Annotated in this window: 12 protein-coding genes, 1 tRNA gene, 1 other RNA gene and 2 pseudogenes; 5 read left to right on the top strand and 11 right to left on the bottom strand. The window is 69.3% G+C overall.

Annotated features, from left to right (window positions below; all coding sequences use genetic code 11):
• Positions 1–164 precede the first annotated feature (164 nt).
• Positions 165–1211: a 2Fe-2S iron-sulfur cluster-binding protein gene (locus OPF83_RS08640; protein ID WP_264886960.1), complete on the bottom strand. Its 1047-nt coding sequence runs from the start codon at positions 1209–1211 to the stop codon at positions 165–167.
• A gap of 4 nt (positions 1212–1215) precedes the next feature.
• Positions 1216–2430: a cytochrome P450 gene (locus tag OPF83_RS08635; RefSeq protein WP_264886959.1), complete on the bottom strand. Its 1215-nt coding sequence runs from the start codon at positions 2428–2430 to the stop codon at positions 1216–1218.
• A gap of 124 nt (positions 2431–2554) precedes the next feature.
• Between OPF83_RS08635 and OPF83_RS08630 the strand changes: the two genes are divergently transcribed.
• Together OPF83_RS08630 and OPF83_RS08625 are read left to right on the top strand one after the other, a co-directional pair.
• Positions 2555–3601 carry an AraC family transcriptional regulator gene (locus OPF83_RS08630; RefSeq protein WP_264886958.1) on the top strand — a complete coding sequence of 349 codons (1047 nt, stop codon included), beginning with the start codon at positions 2555–2557 and terminating at the stop codon, positions 3599–3601.
• A gap of 32 nt (positions 3602–3633) precedes the next feature.
• Entirely contained in the window at positions 3634–4569 is a 936-nt protein-coding gene (locus OPF83_RS08625; RefSeq protein ID WP_264886957.1) for an amidohydrolase family protein, read from the top strand.
• Positions 4570–4633: 64 nt separating this feature from the next.
• On the opposite strand, the gene OPF83_RS08620 is transcribed toward OPF83_RS08625, so the two are convergent.
• The 6 genes and pseudogenes from OPF83_RS08620 to ffs form a co-directional block, all read right to left on the bottom strand.
• Entirely contained in the window at positions 4634–5143 is a 510-nt protein-coding gene (locus tag OPF83_RS08620) for a GNAT family N-acetyltransferase (RefSeq protein WP_264886956.1), read from the bottom strand.
• A gap of 223 nt (positions 5144–5366) precedes the next feature.
• A pseudogene (gene recR / locus OPF83_RS08615) lies at positions 5367–5972 on the bottom strand (recombination mediator RecR); the annotation flags it as partial.
• Between the two features lie 162 nt (positions 5973–6134).
• Positions 6135–6470 carry a YbaB/EbfC family nucleoid-associated protein gene (locus OPF83_RS08610; protein WP_264886954.1) on the bottom strand — a complete coding sequence of 112 codons (336 nt, stop codon included), beginning with the start codon at positions 6468–6470 and terminating at the stop codon, positions 6135–6137.
• 125 nt (positions 6471–6595) lie between these two features.
• On the bottom strand, positions 6596–9196 hold the full coding sequence (locus tag OPF83_RS08605; protein ID WP_264886953.1) for a DNA polymerase III subunit gamma and tau: 2601 nt from the start codon (positions 9194–9196) through the stop codon (positions 6596–6598).
• A 519-nt stretch (positions 9197–9715) separates the two neighbouring features.
• Positions 9716–10984 (bottom strand): aminotransferase class I/II-fold pyridoxal phosphate-dependent enzyme, encoded by a 1269-nt coding sequence (locus tag OPF83_RS08600; RefSeq protein ID WP_375546234.1) that lies wholly within the window; start codon positions 10982–10984, stop codon positions 9716–9718.
• A gap of 50 nt (positions 10985–11034) precedes the next feature.
• Positions 11035–11129, bottom strand: an RNA gene (ffs, locus tag OPF83_RS08595) — signal recognition particle sRNA small type.
• Positions 11130–11247: 118 nt separating this feature from the next.
• On the opposite strand from ffs, the gene OPF83_RS08590 reads away from it, so the two are divergent.
• Positions 11248–11335, top strand: a tRNA-Ser gene (locus OPF83_RS08590).
• A gap of 238 nt (positions 11336–11573) precedes the next feature.
• On the opposite strand, the pseudogene OPF83_RS08585 reads toward OPF83_RS08590, so the two are convergent.
• A pseudogene (locus OPF83_RS08585) lies at positions 11574–11660 on the bottom strand (hypothetical protein); the annotation flags it as partial.
• A 53-nt stretch (positions 11661–11713) separates the two neighbouring features.
• Between OPF83_RS08585 and OPF83_RS08580 the strand changes: the two are divergent.
• Entirely contained in the window at positions 11714–11953 is a 240-nt protein-coding gene (locus tag OPF83_RS08580; RefSeq protein ID WP_264886952.1) for a proton-conducting transporter membrane subunit, read from the top strand.
• A gap of 151 nt (positions 11954–12104) precedes the next feature.
• Here OPF83_RS08580 and OPF83_RS08575 read toward each other — a convergent pair whose 3' ends face one another.
• Complete coding sequence (locus OPF83_RS08575; RefSeq protein ID WP_264886951.1) at positions 12105–12674, bottom strand: DUF1648 domain-containing protein; 570 nt, start codon at positions 12672–12674, stop codon at positions 12105–12107.
• Positions 12675–12867: 193 nt separating this feature from the next.
• On the bottom strand, positions 12868–13206 hold the full coding sequence (locus tag OPF83_RS08570; protein ID WP_264886950.1) for a 4a-hydroxytetrahydrobiopterin dehydratase: 339 nt from the start codon (positions 13204–13206) through the stop codon (positions 12868–12870).
• Between the two features lie 292 nt (positions 13207–13498).
• On the opposite strand from OPF83_RS08570, the gene gluQRS reads away from it, so the two are divergent.
• A complete protein-coding gene (gene gluQRS / locus OPF83_RS08565) occupies positions 13499–14416 on the top strand; it encodes a tRNA glutamyl-Q(34) synthetase GluQRS (RefSeq protein WP_264886949.1) in 918 nt (305 codons plus the stop codon).
• The last annotated feature ends 192 nt before the right edge of the window (positions 14417–14608 follow it).

Below are 14608 nucleotides of genomic sequence, written 5' to 3'. Positions count from 1 at the left end.
CCCACTTTCCCCCAGTGATGTGTCGACAATCACAGCGTTCTGGCACTCGGGATCTCGATGCCTATGCGACGCCCCCTATCCGGTCTTTCCGAATAGGGGGCGTCACAGGGGCGTTGCATTTACGACTACTTCCGCCCGGCCCGGACCTCATCCCCGGCAAGGGCTCACGCCGAGCGGGCCACCGCTACCGGATCGCCCGCGGCGGGCGTGAACTCCTCGCGGTGCATCAGTCGACTCGGCATCCGGCGGCGTCGCAACACCTTGACCCCGGCCTCGATCATCGCCGGCGGCCCGCAGAGGAAGGCGACGTGCCCGCGGCAGGTCGAGTAGTCCTCCAGCACCGCCTCGGTGATCAACCCGCGGGCCCCGTCCCAGCTACTCTCCCCCGGCTCGTCGCTGAGCACGGGGTGATAGCTGAAGGTGTCGGGATACGCGTCCCGGAGATCGCGGAAGAACTCCACGTCGTAGAGGTCGGACGCGGTCCGGCACCCGTGGTACAGGCTGATCTTCGGAAGCAGGTTGTTCTCCAGCGCGTGGACGGCGATCGACTTGAGCGGGGCCAGTCCGGTCCCGCCGCCGATGAGGATCGCGGTCTCCTCCTGCACCCCGTCCAAGAGGAAGGTTCCCAGCGGGCCACGTAGCTGCACCTCGTGCCCCTCGGCCAGGTCCCGGAAAATCCACCCGTCGGTGGCGGCGCCACCGGACACTCTACGGATGTGGAATTCCAACCTGGTGCCATCGCATGGGGTGCTCGCGATGGAGTACTGCCGGCGGAGGTCGGTGCCGGGAACGCTGAACTCGCAGTACTGCCCCGGGCTGAACTCCATCGGCTCGTCGACCTGCACGACCAGCCGGACCGTGTCGGACGCGACGGTGGTGAGTTCGATGACCCTGCCCGTGTGATCCTTCAGCGGATGCGAGACGCGACGCCCCTTGTCCTCGCCCAGCACCGACGCGGTGAGGTCCGACGTCGGCCGGGCCTGGCACGCCAGTGCCAGGCCCGCGGAGCGGTCGCACGGGGGCAGGACATCCGTGCAGGAGGAGCCGTGGTCGACAGTCCCTTCCTCGATCTTGAACTTGCACGTCCCGCAGGTGCCCTGCGAGCACGCATGCGCCATCCAGGCGCCGGCCCTCAAGGCCGATTCGAGTACCGGCTGGTCACCGGGAGCGTCAAACCGTGTGCCATCGCCGAGAGTCACGGAGTACGACATGACCTCACACCTCCCAGGTAACTCGCAAGCCCTGCGGCCCGCGGAAAGTCCAACCCCAGAACGTCACGTCCTCGTCAGGGTCTGCCTCGATGTTTGGGATCGCCTCGAACAGTTCCTCCAGGGCGATTCGCACGATCGACATCCCGACATGCACGCCGGCACAGGCGTGCCGGCCGGCCCCGAACGCCAGGTGCGGCATGGTGGGTCGGTCAAGGTCGAACTGCTCGGGGCTGTCCCAGGTGTCAGAATCGCGGTTCGCCGAACCGTACGTGAGCAGCACCGGGGTTCCAGCCGGGATGTCCACTCCGGAGACCGTCATATCGCAGTTAGCCACCTTGACCGCGGCTACCCAGATGGGCGCCACCCAGCGGGCGGCCTCGTTAGCCGCGCGCGGGATGAGAGCCGGCTCGTCGATGACCCGCTCCAGCTGCGCGGGGTCCCGCAGGAGCGCTGTCAGCGTCGTCGTCATGACATGGCCCGGCTCCTGGAGGGCACCGAGGAGGAAGACGTAGATGTTCGGGTAGATCTTTTCCCTGGACTGGAGCTCACCTTCTGCGCCACCGTCATGCAGCCAGTGCGAGAGCAGGGAGTGGTCCGGGTTCTCCGCCCAGTTGTCCAACAGCGGATCGACCACCTCTTGGATCTCCTCGCGCACCGCGTCCGCTGCCTCGAAGAGTTCGAGATTGAGGAAGTCGCCCTTGTCATCGACCGCTGCGTTTCCGAATGCCAACGCGAGAGTCTTGAACCACCGGACCAGAGTCTCTGCAGGAACGTTCGTCAGTCCCATGAGGTCGCCGACCGCCCGCACACTCACCGGGGCGAAGTACTCCTCCTGGATATCCGCCCGACCCTTCTCGTCGAGTTGCTCGAGCAGGTGACGGGCATAGGGCCGAACCATGTCGTCGATATACCCGTCCACCGAAGCGGGCCTCAGACCCGGGTCGATCATCTTCCGTAGTTCGACGTGCTCGTCGCCGTTGGCTGCGAGTACCGTACCCGTGCCGAAGGTGCGCTCGCCCGAGGGCAAGATCACCGTGGTCCAGTTCTCACTGTCCTGAGCGATGGCCATGCACGCCTCGCGCGTCGACGCGACGTGGAGCCCCACCGCGGGCACGAACGCCACCGGGGCCTCGTCTCGGAGCCGGTCGTGGACGGCGTTCGGGTCCTCGTTGAGCTGCTCCATCGTCACCGAGTCGATCCAGTTGGTTGTTGCGGACATCGGTTCTACTCCTTGAGCTGTCGGACCTGCCCGGTCCGGATTTGGCAGAACGTGCACGGCTGCTTCCGAGCAACGATCCGGCTGGTGTGATGTGGAACACTATTGACGAGTGGGAGGGGTGGCCATGACGCCGAGTGCACAGAAGTTTGACGAAAAGCGCACCGCCGGAAAGTGCGGTCCCGCACCGGATCCGGCGCCACGGTCCGGCGCCACGGCCCGTACCGTGTGCACGCGCGGACTGTCCGCGAGCGAGGGCCGCGAGCAGTGGAGGGAGGCCCTGGAGTCGACCTTCTGCGAGATGGATGTGAAGTGGCCGCGGCGGGACACCGGCTTCTCCGCCGACCTGTCCAGTAGCGACATCGACGTCCTCCATCTAAGCCGTGTCCGGGCCGATCCCCACCGGGTCACGCGCTCGCCCGCGATGGTGGGCACCGATCAGCGAGACGACCTCTTGCTGCTGCTGGCCGTGGGCGGGGAACTGACCGTGTCCCAGCGCGACCGGAGCGTCACGCTCTCTGACGGATCGTTCAGCATGGTCGACGCCGCGGCGCCGTTCATCGTCGAGGGGCGCACCGAGTTCGATCAGATCGTCCTGCACATGCCGAGGGCACTGCTGGCAGCGCGACTGCCGGACGACACGCTGGTCTCCTCACTCGGCGTGGGGCAGTGCGGGGCCACCGGGCTCGGCGGGATGCTGTCGCGCTTCCTCGTGGACTTGTCCCAGACCAACGACAACCTCTCCGACGGAGCCCTGGCCACCACGGCGAGCACGGTGCTGGATCTCCTGGCGACAACCGTCGGGGAGCGCGTCCCGACACACAACCCGACCGCGCGCGGGCATCGACGGGATCTCCTCCGCGTGCAGCACGAGATGATCCGAACCCTGCACCTTCCCGGACGGGGCCTGGCCGAGATCAGCGCCGATCTGGGCATGTCGGTGCGGTATGTCCATAAGCTGTTCGAGATCACGGAGTTCACCCCCCGCGGCTTCCTCACCGAGGAGCGGCTGAAACGGGCCCGGTGGCTGCTGGTGGACTCCGACCGGTCGGTCGCCGAGGTGGGCGCACTGGTCGGCTACCGGGATGTCTCGCACTTCAGCCGGGCGTTCAGCAGCCGATTCGGGACCAGCCCCTCTCGATTCCGCGCGTCCCCCCACTCGCCCAACCGCTGACCTTTCGGTTAGTCGTGACTTATCGTGTCGGCATGTGTGAGAGCTGCGGAACCGGGACCGACACCGCCTACGAGCCGGGCCGGGCGCCCGACATCGCGGAGGAGTCGCGGGTGGTCCGCGCGCTCTGGGAGCCGCTCGGCCTGCCGGGCATCATCGACGTCCACACACACTTCATGCCGAAGAACGTCATGGACAAGGTATGGGACTACTTCGGTACGGCCGGGCCGAAGATCGGGCGCCAGTGGCCGATCACGTACAAGGAAGCCGAGGACGAGCGGGTGGAGCGGCTGCGCGCGTACGGCGTGATCGCGTTCTCCTCGATGCTGTACCCGCACCGACCCGACATGGCCGCGTGGCTGAACTCGTGGTCGGTCGATTTCGCGGCCCGTCACCCCGACTGCCTGCACACGTCGACGTTCTTCCCCGAGCCGTCAGCCGGCGAGTACGTCCGGGACGCGATCGAGTCCGGGACGCGAGTGTTCAAGTCCCACATCCAGGTAGGCGAGTACGACCCACGCGACCCACTCCTCGATCCTGTGTGGGGCCAGCTCACCGAGTCCCGGATCCCGACGGTCATCCACTGCGGCGGTGGCCCGGTGCCGGGCGAATTCACCGGGCCGGAGCCGGTCGCCGCGGTGCTCGAGCGGTTCCCCGACCTGCCGCTCATAATCGCCCACATGGGCATGATCGAGTACTCGGACTTCCTGGACCTGGCGGAGAAGTACCCGAACGTCTACCTGGACACGACCATGGCGTTCACCGATTTCACCGAGAAGATCGGCCCGTTCCCCAAGTCGGACTACGGCCGGCTCGCGGACCTGGGCGACAAGATCCTGCTGGGCACCGATTTCCCCAACATCCCGTACCCGTACGCGGAGCAGCTCAAGGCGCTGTTGTCGCTCGGAGTGGGCGAAGAATGGCTGCGCGCGGTGTGGCACGGCAATGCTGCGAGGCTGTTCGACCTCTGACCCTCGCGCCCGCCGGGAGCGGGGCGGGGTCGGCCCCTCCCGGCGCGCGGTCGGGCCTCCGGGCTCAGACGCCGAAGGCCGCCGGGTAGCGGATGGTCCCGCTCGGCGGGGTGTGCGCGTCGTCGAGGACGAGCGCCATCATGGACTCGTCGGGCACCTCGAACGGCGCGCGGATGCCTATCCGGGAGGCCGGTGTGAACCCGAACCGCGGGTAGTAGTCAGCATGTCCCAGCACCAGCACGAGCTTCTCCCCCATCTCCCGGGCCGCGTCCAGGGCGGCGCGGATGGCGGCGGAACCGGCCCCACGCCTCTGCACCTCGGGCAGGACGGAGCAGGGGGCCAGTGCGAGGGCGGGTTCTTCGTCGACATGACACCGGGTGATCAGCGCGTGCCCGACGGGAGCGCCGTCCGGCGTGGTGGTGATCCAGCTCAGTCCGTCGATCCACGCCTCGTCGTCAGCGCGCAGGGCCTCGACCAGGTCGGCTTCCTCGGCTGTGGGAAATGCCTGCAGGGTGATGTGGCGGATCGCAGGGATGTCGCCCGCGGTCTCAGCGCGGGTTATCCACGTGCTCATTGGAGCTCCGTTCCACGTCGTCGGTCGTCGGACGGGACGCCGCGGACGCCTCTGTTCGGTGCTCGGTCCGGGGCCACGAGACCTCTGACTCAGCGATCGCGGCCTCAGAGACCTCGACCTCTGCGGGATCGGGCTCAGTGGGTTCAGTCGGGGGCGGCGGGGTATCGATGTGCTCGGGCGCCAGAACTCTGGCCGAGCCCTGGGGTCGTGACCTCTCGCCGGAGAGGATGCGTCGACCGGAGAGTGCACTGCCCAGGGTCAGCTCGTCGGCGAACTCGAGGTCCGCTCCCATCGGCAGGCCGGAGGCCAGACGCGACACCACGAGATCAGGGAACGGACGCAGCAGCCGGGCGAGGTACGTGCTGGTCGCCTCGCCCGTGGTATTGGGGTCGGTGGCGATGATGATCTCGGCGATCTCGGTGCCGTCCGTCTCCTGGCCGACGCGGCGCATAAGTCCGGCGATCCGCAGCTCGTTGGGCCCGATTCCATTGATGGGATCGAGCGCACCGCCGAGGACGTGGTACAGACCGTGGAACTCACGCGTCCGCTCGATGGCCTCGATGTCCTTGGGCTCCTCGACCACGCACACGAGGCTCGGATCGCGACGGGGATCAGAGCAGATCCGGCAGCGCTCCGCGGCGGCGACGGTGCCACAGATCTCGCAGTAGGTGATCCCGTCGACGACGGCCTTCAGCGCGGTCCGGAGCCGTTCGACTGACTCCGGCTCACTCTGGAGCAGGTGGAACGCCAGGCGTTGCGCCGACTTGGGCCCGATGCCCGGCAGCTTGCCGAACTCGTCGATGAGGTTCTGGACCGGTCCTTCGTACATCGCGCTTTCCCGTGCTCTTCCTGTCCCGGCGGTGAGAGCACCGTCGGGTGGCGGGCCTTCCACCTCACAGCGGAATCCCGCGGGACCGGGTCGATATCACCAAAGGGTCGGATCGACCCGGTCCTCGTGGGCGGTATCCGGCATGCACCGGATCCCGCGGGCTCACATTCCGAGGCCGCCCATCATGTCGCCGAGGCCGCCGCCGGAGGCCAGCGGGCCGAGGCGGGTCTCAGCGAGGTTCTGGACCTGGGTGTGGGCGTCGCCGAACGCGCCGACGAGGAGGTCCTGCAAGGTCTCGATGTCCTCCGGGTCGACGACCTTCGGATCGATCGTCACGCCGGTGACCTCGCCCGTGCCGCGCATGGACACGGTGACGAGCCCGCCGCCGGCCTTGCCGTCGACCGTGCTGGCGGCGATCTCCTGCTGCGCCTCGGCGAGCTGGGCCTGCATCTGCTGGGCCTGCTGGAGGAGTGCGTTCATGTCGGGTCCGGGCTGCATATCGGGGTCCTTTCGGCGGGGTGATTGTCCGTGCCTGTTCCTGCCCGGGGGCAGCCCCGGTCGGTCGGCACCCAGGGTAACCGTCCGTTCCGACAGTGCGCCGCGCCCGCGCCGCCTACAGCCCCTTAGCGGTCGATCGGGCGGGCTCCGAGATGCTCCTTGAGCAGCGCTAGGGCCATGTCCTCACCGGTTCGGTGGTCGAGATTCTGCGGGCCACTGGTACGCGCCTCATCGATCATCTCGTCCTCGGTGATAGGCGGCGCCTCGGGCTCGTCCGGCTCGGGCTCCTCGGGCGGCGGCGGGATGTCGTCGTACCCGCCCGCGCCGCTGCCGTGTGCGGCACCGGCGTCGCGGACCCTCCGCTCCCATCCACGGGGCTCGGGCTGTTGGGCAGTCGCGGGAGCCTCGCTGGCAGGCGTGGCCGGTCCGCCCGGTCCGACTCCGGCAGGGCCCTGGGCTGCGGACCCCTGGGTGGCGGGTCCCTGAGCAGCGGGGGCCGGTGCGGGAGTTGTGCCGCCACCGGCGGGCTGGCGACCGGCGGGGGCGCCGCCTGACGGTGTGCCACCTCCCGGGGCACCACCGCGTGGTGCACTGCCGGACGTGCAGGTGATCTCCCACTGGCCTCCGACGACCTCGGTGATCGAATCAGTGATGGCCGTGGCGTTGTGTGGTTGCGTCAGACGCTTGGCGAGCGGCGCATAGTCGTGAACCAGGTGTATGACCTGGCCGTCGACCCCGGCGACCGTAGCACCGGCGAGCATGACCTCCACGGTCCGGGTCCGCGTGCGCACGGCATCCCTGATCGCGGGCCAAGCTCGGCGGATGTCCTCCGCCTCGATCACTGTTCCGGAACTGCTGGCTGCAGGCGCGGACTCAGGTGCCGGTGCAGCAGCAGCAGCGGCCGGTGTGGGCTCCGCAGCAGGTGCACTCGACGGAGCGGGCGCTGCCGCCGGCGTAGGTGCAGACGCCGATGTGGGTGCGCACTGGTTCTGCGGGGAGACAACGACGTCCTCGGACGGAGCATGATCGGCGTCCGTCGCCGGAGTGGGCCCGGGCTGACCCTGCGTCGTCGGCTGCCCGTTATGCGACTGCTCGTTCGGCGACTGTCGTGCCGCCTGCTGGCCGGCCACGGACTCACCCGGCACCGTCGGTGCGGCGGGGTTCGGGGCGACCACGGGCCTGGCGGCCTCCGATACGGGCTCCGGGAGCTCGTGCGCAGGCGGCTCGTGCGCCGATGACTGAGGTACCGCCGTCGCATGCTCGGGCACCGCTGACTCGGTCATCGCGGGCGCGGGAGTCGCAGACTCAGGGGTCGCGGCCGCCGGTGTCGGCGGCTCGACTGCCGGGGCAACCGGCGCAGGAGCCTGCGGCTGTGCCGCCTCCGCCGCGGGTTGCTTTTGCTGCTGCGACCGACGAACGAACTTGGGTCGGCCCTCGGCGGGAGCCGCCGTCCCGGCAGTCTGCGGAGCGGAGGCGCCGCCGGGGCCTGCGGCCGCCGTGTCGTCGTCGTCAGATCGTCTCCCACCACCGACGGCCGGCCGCGCACCCACGGGCGCGGCACCACCACCGCCCGCGGGCCGACCGGCCTCGAGGGACTCGATGCGCTGGAGCAGCGCGGCCACCGAGTCGTCAGCGGACGGGAGCAGCAACTTCGCGCAGAGGATCTCCAGCAGCAGCCGCGGCGAGGTGGCCCCGCGCATCGACCCCAGCCCCTCGTGCACCATGTCGGCACACCGGGCCAACGTGGCGGCGCCGATGTTCTCCGCCTGCCGGCGCATGGTCTCGGCCTGCTCCACCGGCGCGTCCACGAGGCCACGCTCGATGGCCTGCGGAACGGACTGCACCATGATCAGGTCGCGCAGGCGCTGCAACAGGTCGGCGGCGAACCGGCGCGGATCGTGCCCGGCCTCCACCACCTTGTCGACGGTCCGGAACAGAGTGGCGCCGTCCCCCACCGCGAGCGCGTCCACCGTGTCATCGATCAACGCGACCTCGGTAGCACCCAGCAGTGCGACGGCGCGCGGGTACGTGATGCCCTCGTCCCCGGCACCGGCCATGAGCTGGTCCAGGACGCTGAGCGTGTCACGCGGCGACCCGCCACCGGCGCGGATGACGAGCGGAAACACCGTCGGGTCCACCTGCACGCGCTCCTGGTCGCAGATGCGCTCGAGCAGTCCGCGCATGGACGACGGCGTGAGCAGCCGGAACGGGTAGTGGTGCGTACGCGAGCGGATGGTCGGCAGGACCTTGTCCGGCTCGGTGGTGGCGAAGATGAAGATGAGGTGTTCCGGCGGCTCCTCCACGATCTTCAGCAGGGCGTTGAAACCCGCGTTGGTGACCATGTGGGCCTCATCGATGATGAGGACGCGGTACCGCGAGGACGCCGGCGCGAAGAAGGCGCGCTCGCGGAGATCACGCGTGTCGTCCACACCACCGTGGCTCGCCGCGTCGAGCTCCGTCACGTCCAGCGTGCCGCTGCCGCCGGGGGCCAACGCAATGCACGAATCGCACTCACCACACGGATCGGGAGTGGGCCCCTGGACGCAGTTGAGCGAGCGGGCGAGGATCCGCGCGGACGAGGTCTTGCCACAGCCGCGCGGCCCGGAGAACAGGTAGGCGTGGTTGATACGACCGGAGGACAACGCCACCGAGAGCGGGTCGGTGACGTGCTCCTGCCCCACTACCTCCGAGAACGAAGCGGGACGGTACTTCCGATAGAGAGCCACGCCTTGAGGGTACCGACGGGGTCCGACATCGACTACGACGACGTGGTGCGCGGAAGCCGCCCGTGAAATGACCGGAGGGGCCGCGCTCTGCGCAGCCCCTCCCGACGTCCCTCGCGCGACGATTCGGGCCCCCTCAGACCCCCGCGGCGCGGTTCCCGAACCGGGTGCTTCGGCGTCGGCCCCTCGCAGCCCCTCAGCTGCACTCCGACGCCCGACCCATGTGGCTCGGACGTCTAGATACAACCAGAAGGCCACGGAGTGAACAAGGCCAAATCTTTGTTGACAGACGCTCAACACGGCCACCGGACGTCGTTCGCGCATGTCAGAGCGGTCGACACACGTCAGCGCTGAGGGAGCAGATTTCTAGAACGTGCCCTAGATCACGTAGGCGGAGCGTTGCAGGTCACTCCATATGGCCCACAACGATTGGCGACGTGCACGCCCAGCCGGGGCGCCGGACCAACACCGATACGAACCGCCGAACCGCGTTACACCGGCGGCCGGATCAATGCTGCCGCGTCACCTAGCGGCACGGCAGGCCGCGAGGAGCGCACACAATCCCACGATCTCCATCGCAGCCTCGACCTCGGCCAGCGGCGGGAGCGTCGGCGCCAGGCGGATGTGACGATCGTCCGGATCGTTGCCGTACGGGTACGCGGCGCCCGCCGGGGTCAGTGCGACCCCGGCCTCCTTGGCCAGTCGCACGGTCTCGGTCGCCGTGCCGTCGACCACCTCGAGATCGATGAAGTAGCCACCCTCGGGCATCGCCCAGGACGCGATCCCGTACTCCCCGAGACGACGGGTCAGGATCTCGTCCGCGGCCGCGAACTTCGGCGCGATGCTCTCGCGATGGGCGAGCATGTGCGCACGGACGCCCTCGGCGTCCCCGAAGAAACGGGCGTGTGCCAACTGGTTGACCTTGTTCGGCCCGATGGTCCGGACCGACGCGTGCTTCAGGTACCAGTCGAGGTTGGCCTCGGAGGAGGACAGGAAGGACACGCCCGCGCCCGCGAACGTGATCTTGGAGGTCGAGCAGACCTGGAGGAAGCGGTTCGGGTTCCCCGCCTCGGCGGCGACCGTGTCGACGTCCGGAACCTTGGGGAAGTCGGTGGTGAGCGTGTGGACGACGTACGCGTTGTCCCAGATCACGCGAAAATCGGGGGCAGCCGTGGTCATCCGGGCCAGGCGCGACACCGTGTGGTCGTCGTACACCGCGCCGGTGGGGTTGGAGAAGATCGGCACGCACCACATGCCCTTGATCGACGGATCGTCGGCGACGAGCCGCTCGACCACGTCCATGTCCGGGCCGGTCGGGCCCAGAGGCACCGGGATCATCTCGATGCCGAGCGCCTGGGTGATCCCGAAGTGGCGGTCGTAGCCGGGCACGGGGCACAGCCACCGCAGCGCGGGCTCGTCCTTCCACGGGCGCTCGGAGTCGGGAGTGCCGAAGAGCATCGCGAACGTCAGCGCGTCGTACATGATCGACAGGCTCGCGTTGTCCTGCGCGATCAGGCGGTCGGGGTCGACCCCCAGCAGCTCGGCGAAGATCGCCCTCAGCTCGGGCAGGCCGGCGCCGCCGCCGTAGTTGCGGACGTCGGTCGCGCCCGAGGTGTGGTCCCCCTCGCCCGGGAGCGCCAGGAGACGTTCGGACAGAGCCAACTGCTCCGGCGACGGCTTGCCGCGCGTCAGGTCCAGCGACAATCCCTTGTCCGCCAGTGCCGCGTATTCCGACGCCAGCTGCGACTCGAGGCCGGCGAGTTCGTCGTGGGAGAGATCGGACAGCGCCACTGTGGCCTCCGTCTGGTTCGACAACTGGGGATGTGGTGCCCTGTGAATACATAAGGGGACCCCGCGCACCCGCCAGAGCCCGCTGACCCTTGCTGCCTTCCGGCCCTGGGGGAGTTCACAGGATGGACGCCGCGCGGGGTCCACGGGTGAGTCTACCGGTGCCACCCGACCCGCCGCACACGACCCGCCTCCCCCACCCCTCCCTGTCCGGGCTCGCCATCCCGGTTTGCCTCCGATTCGCCGGGCTGGGTAAAGTGCTCCCCGGAGGATTCGCCTAGTGGCCTATGGCGCTCGCCTGGAACGCGGGTTGGGGTTTATAGCCCCTCAGGGGTTCAAATCCCCTATCCTCCGCCGCAGACGCGGCCCGGAGTTCTCGAGCCCGGGCCGCGTCTTCTTTTTCCGCACAAGCGCTCGCCCTTGCGCCCGTCACCTCAGTCGTCACTGCGTCCATCGCCTCAGCCCTCGCGAGTGACCGACCCCGCGTGACCATCGACGTGGACCTGCACACCAGGCGCGAGCCGCTCCATCGCCCCTCCACCGCGAGTACCGCCGGAATCCCGACCTCCCGGGCCACGATCGCCGCGTGGGAGAGCACGCCGCCCGTTTCCGTCACGACCGCGGCCCCGACGGAGAACAGCGGGGTCCACGCCGGGTCGGTCTCGCGATAGATCAGCACATCGCCCGGCCGCACCCGCCGGAAGTCCGCCGGACCGCGCACGTGCCACCGACTTGCGCTCGTGGACCGGGCTCGGGCGGCGGCAGCCGGTGATCGCGGCGGCGTTTGCCGTGCTGCTCCTGGCCCTGGCCGGGATCCCGCTGACCAGTGGGTTCATCGCCAAGTTCGCCGTATTCTCGGCGGCCGTTGATGCCGGTGCCGTGTGGCTGGTGGTGCTCGGCGTATTGGGGTCGACGCCGCACCCTCCGTGGCGTTCGTCCAGCGGCCTGCCGCGCTCGCGGTCGTCGGGGTGACCGTGGCGATCACCCTGGTACTCGGCGTCCTCCCCCAGCCGCTGCTCGACCTGGCCGGCGCGGCCTCGACGTTCGCGGGCGGGCTTCTCGGGGGTTGAGGTCGAGGGTTGAAGTCGGGAGTTGAGCGGGCCCCGGGCGTCGCGGGCCTGGGTCAGCCGTCGTCGAGGTCTGGTTGACGGTCGTACCGCCCACCGCCGCCGACCATCCGGACGACCACAGCGACCAGACCTGCCATCGGCACGATCATCGCCACGAGAATTACCACGGGCATGCCCCCGCTCTCCGAGGTCGCGGCGATCGTTATTCCGGTTTCTCCGAGCGCGAGCAGGAGCAGTGCCGCCGCGGCGAGCAGGTACAGGTCTTCCCGGATGAGTCGCTCGAACCGGCGCAGCCTCCCGGGAGCCGCGGTCCACCACGGGCTGTTCGGGGCGCTGACCAGGTTAGGGGCGCGGAGCACGACCCGCGATATGAGCAGAGCCGGCGCCACCATCACCGCGGCGAGCACCGCGGACAGGATCTGTGCGGGCCACTTGTCCCACCGGCTCGTGGGCTCCCCGCTGAAGTCGAACCGGATCGCGAAGGTATCCGGCAGCACGACAACCTGCCAGCAGAACACAGCAGCCCACACCACGGCCGCGCCGGCGAATGTCGCCAGGATCCACCGGCTGGTGGGCTCAGGCGGCAGTCGGCGGGCCTCGTCGGCGATCAGGTTCGGTGCCATGGTCCCGTCGTACACGAGCCGGATGCCCGGGCGCCAGCAGGGTGCCACGTCGGGCGCGGTATCCGCGGCACCGGACCCCGCAGCCAGCCCCATCCAGCAGACTCCGCAGCCTGCCTCATCGAGCAGAGGGTCCGGCCCGCATCACCCGGGTGGGATCGTGCGAAACCATCTTAACGATGAGGGAGCAGGCGGGTCAGGCCTCGTCGAGCCCCAGCGGGGTGGCGTCGAACTCCCCGGACAGCGCGGACACGGCCCGCGCCAGCCGCAGGTCCCGGTTTGTCACTCCGTCCACGTCGTGGCTGCGAATGTCGAGGGTCACCTCGTCGTAGCTCCACAACAGGTCAGGGTGATGGTTCTGGCCGTTGGCCGCCTGGCCGATAGCGGCCACCAGGTCGATCGCGGCCTGCGGCGACTCGCATACCGCGGTGTAGGTCAGGGACCCTTCCGAGAACGCCCAGCCGGGAAGGTCGGCCAGCCCCTCGGCGATCTGCTCCTCGGTCAGGCGGGTGGTGTCGTCGGCATCAGCACTCATGCCGCCAAGTGTGTCAGTTCCCGGTCGCCAGCGCTCCCACCCTGTGGCAACTACGATTGCTGGTGTGTCCGATGCAAGCGAGCAGTCTGGGGCCCGGCGGCCTGCCAAGCCGGTAGGTGACCGCCACCAGCGCATCGCCCGGCTTCGTTCGGAGATCAACGCGACTTCGCGCGAGGACATGGTCTCGTACCACGAAGAAACGTTGGCTTGGGAATCGGCACACCTCGACTGACACCCTCTCCACCCCGGCAGCATCGACGCCCCAGCGACCCGCACGCCTACGCTTGAGCCCGTGATCTCCCCCAGCTCGCCGCGCGGCGCCGGCCGCTACGCCCCCAGCCCGTCGGGCGATCTGCACCTGGGGAACCTGCGAACGGCTGTCATCGCGTGGCTGCTCGCGCGCGATTCCGGCCGCGAGTTCCGGATGCGGATCGACGACCTCGACACCGCCCGCGCCCGCCCCGGCGTCGCCGAGCGCCAACTGGCCGATCTCGCCGCGATCGGCCTGGGCTGGGACGGCGACATCATGTGGCAGTCCGAGCGGTTCCCCGCCTACGCCGCAGCCACCGACCAACTGGCCGAACGCGGCCTGGTCTACGAGTGCTACTGCTCCCGCCGCGAGATCGCCGAGGCCCCGCGTGCCCCGCACTCCCCGCCGGGTTCGTACCCCGGTACCTGCCGCGACCTGCCGGAATCCGAACGAGCCCGCCGCCGCGCCGCGCTCGGGAAGGGCCGGGTCCCCGCGCTCAGGCTCCGGGCCGAGGTCACCGAGCTGACGATCACCGACCGGGTCCACGGCGACTACACGGGAGTCGTCGACGACGTGGTCCTGCGCCGCGGCGACGGCGTATGGGCGTACAACCTCGCCGTCGTGGTCGACGATGCCGCCCAGGGCGTCGACCAGGTCGTGCGCGGCGAGGACCTGTTGTCCTCCACGCCGCGCCAGGCCTACCTCGCCGATCTGCTCGGCCTCCCGCGCCCCGAGTACGCGCACGTGCCGCTCGCGGTGAACGCGGCCGGTGAGCGCCTCGCCAAGCGGGACGGCGCCGTCACCCTCGCGGATCTCGCCGCCCAGGGGACGACGACGAGGGACGCCGTCGCCCGCATCGTGGCCTCACTGGGTGGGCCCGAGGGCTCGGACTCGATCCACGACCTCCGGGGACTGGTCACACCCGAGGGCCTGCGATCCGGCCCCTGGGTCTTCGCCTGATCCACACTCCCGCCCCGCACCCCTGGAATCCGCTACTCTCCCTTCACATTCGCTACCCGTCCGGGAGTAGCGGATCAGGGGGCGGAGTAGCGGATTCCAGGGGTGCGGGGCGGGGCGGCGCTGGATTCGAGCAGGACGCAGATTCGCCGGGTGTGGGCCCTTGCGCGGATAATCGACGCCCGTGACTACTTC

Source organism: Dietzia sp. NCCP-2495, from assembly GCF_026011735.1.
Taxonomy (GTDB): domain Bacteria; phylum Actinomycetota; class Actinomycetes; order Mycobacteriales; family Mycobacteriaceae; genus Dietzia.
This window is presented reverse-complemented; position numbering and strand designations above follow the sequence as displayed.

Coding starts and splice junctions, on each gene's coding strand:
- OPF83_RS08630 (WP_264886958.1), top strand. CDS start 2,555: ATGACGCCGAGTGCACAGAAGTTTGACGAAAAGCGCACCGCCGGAAAG.
- OPF83_RS08620 (WP_264886956.1), bottom strand. CDS start 5,143: ATGAGCACGTGGATAACCCGCGCTGAGACCGCGGGCGACATCCCTGCG.
- OPF83_RS08575 (WP_264886951.1), bottom strand. CDS start 12,674: ATGGCACCGAACCTGATCGCCGACGAGGCCCGCCGACTGCCGCCTGAG.
- OPF83_RS08625 (WP_264886957.1), top strand. CDS start 3,634: ATGTGTGAGAGCTGCGGAACCGGGACCGACACCGCCTACGAGCCGGGC.
- OPF83_RS08570 (WP_264886950.1), bottom strand. CDS start 13,206: ATGAGTGCTGATGCCGACGACACCACCCGCCTGACCGAGGAGCAGATC.
- OPF83_RS08640 (WP_264886960.1), bottom strand. CDS start 1,211: ATGTCGTACTCCGTGACTCTCGGCGATGGCACACGGTTTGACGCTCCC.
- OPF83_RS08610 (WP_264886954.1), bottom strand. CDS start 6,470: ATGCAGCCCGGACCCGACATGAACGCACTCCTCCAGCAGGCCCAGCAG.
- OPF83_RS08635 (WP_264886959.1), bottom strand. CDS start 2,430: ATGTCCGCAACAACCAACTGGATCGACTCGGTGACGATGGAGCAGCTC.